At 68.2% G+C, this 1,486-nt stretch carries 2 protein-coding genes; one reads left to right on the top strand and one right to left on the bottom strand.

What is annotated here, in order from left to right; all coding sequences use genetic code 11:
* Nucleotides 1–257: 257 nt before the first annotated feature.
* Entirely contained in the window at nt 258–986 is a 729-nt protein-coding gene (locus ACWEMY_RS29245; protein ID WP_452392608.1) for a DsbA family protein, read from the top strand.
* Between the two features lie 33 nt (nt 987–1,019).
* Here the strand turns inward: ACWEMY_RS29245 and ACWEMY_RS29240 are convergent.
* On the bottom strand, nt 1,020–1,486 hold a 467-nt coding region (locus tag ACWEMY_RS29240; protein ID WP_452392607.1), incomplete at its 5' end, for an NADPH-dependent F420 reductase.

Below are 1,486 nucleotides of genomic sequence, written 5' to 3'. Positions count from 1 at the left end.
AACCCCACCCAAAAAACCAACCCCGATTTGTTCTGAGCCACAAAAACAAATTCCCGCTTGGGGGGGGGGGCCGGGGCGATGGTGTCATCCAACCTGGTTCGATCACACGATCGCCGGATAGGTATCGGTAGACGTATCGGCCACCGTGATACCAGCTCGCACGCCCCCGGGACCCGTCCTGGTGGCGTGCGAGCTCGATGCGGTCGAGCGTGTTGTCGCCGGCGGTCGACATCACTCACAGAAGAGCGGGACGGTGCATGGGGACGAATGATGCGGGGCGACAGGCGCGCACGATCGCGCTGACCGGCGTGGCTGCCGTCCTGGTGCTGACGATGGCGGTCGTGGTGGGTGTGCTCGCCGGGCGTAGCTTCGGCTCGGTCGTCGCGGGGAGCGCACTGCCCGCGACATTCGATGTCACCGGCCCCGTCCCGGTGGGCGCGACCGCCAATGGCGCGATCCGGGTCGGTGAGCCGGGGGCTCCCGTCACCATCCGGGTCGTGGCGGATCTGCAGTGCCCCGCCTGCGCGCACTTCGAGGAGATCCATGGCGCGCTGCTCGCCGAAGTGGTCGACAACGGCACCGCGGCAGTCGAATACAACATCGTCACCTTCCTCGACCGCGCCTCCACCGACGAGTACTCCTCCCGCGCGGGCAACGCCTCCTACTGCGTCGCGGCCTCGGGCCTGGCGAACTACCAGCACTGGCTGAGCGTCATGTTCGAGAACCAGCCCGGCGAGGGCGGCGAAGCCGGCTTCCCCGACAGCGAACTGATCGCCCTGGCCGAACAAGCCGGCTACCGCGATCCCACTGTCGCGCAATGCATCACCGCCCGCACCCACGACGCCTACCTGCGCGCCCGCACCGCCGAGATCCTCGACGGAAGGGTCAAGGCCACCCCGACAGTCTTCATCGACGGCGCCAAGGCCGACAGCAGTACCCTCTCCACCGAGGCGAGCCTGCGCACCGCGATCGACTCCGCCCGCTGAGTGGACGGAGTCGACAGCTGACCGCGTGCGTGCTCAGCGGGCGATCGTGATCGCGAAGGGCGCGAACCCGCCGGAGCGGATCACCGGCGGTACGAACAGTATCGCGGCCTCGGTGGCACGGGCGGTGTGGATACCACCGAGATCGGTGATCCACTCCGGGCGCCAGCCGAGGTCGGCGAGCAGTCCACCGACGATCTGTTTTGCCCGCAGGTCGTCGCCGGAAAGGAAGACCTCGGGCGCCTCCGCGAGGAGGCCCGGGTTGGTCATCACCGGGAAGAGCATGGTGTTGAGGGTCTTGACCACCGACGTCTCCGGCAGTGCGGACTGCAGTTTCTCGGCGAGGCTCGAACCGGGGTAGAGCAGGTCGCCGGGCAGGCCGTCGGGTCCGTCGAGGGTGGCGTTGGCGACATCGACGAGGATCGTGTCGCGCAACTGCTCGCGAAGTCCGGTGAGCAGTTCGAGCGAGCCCGCGCCCGGGGTGGCGTTGATGACGACGGCGG

This window comes from Nocardia sp. NPDC004415, assembly GCF_053602435.1.
Note: the sequence above shows the minus strand (reverse complement) of the source record. Positions and strands in the feature narration are given on the sequence as shown.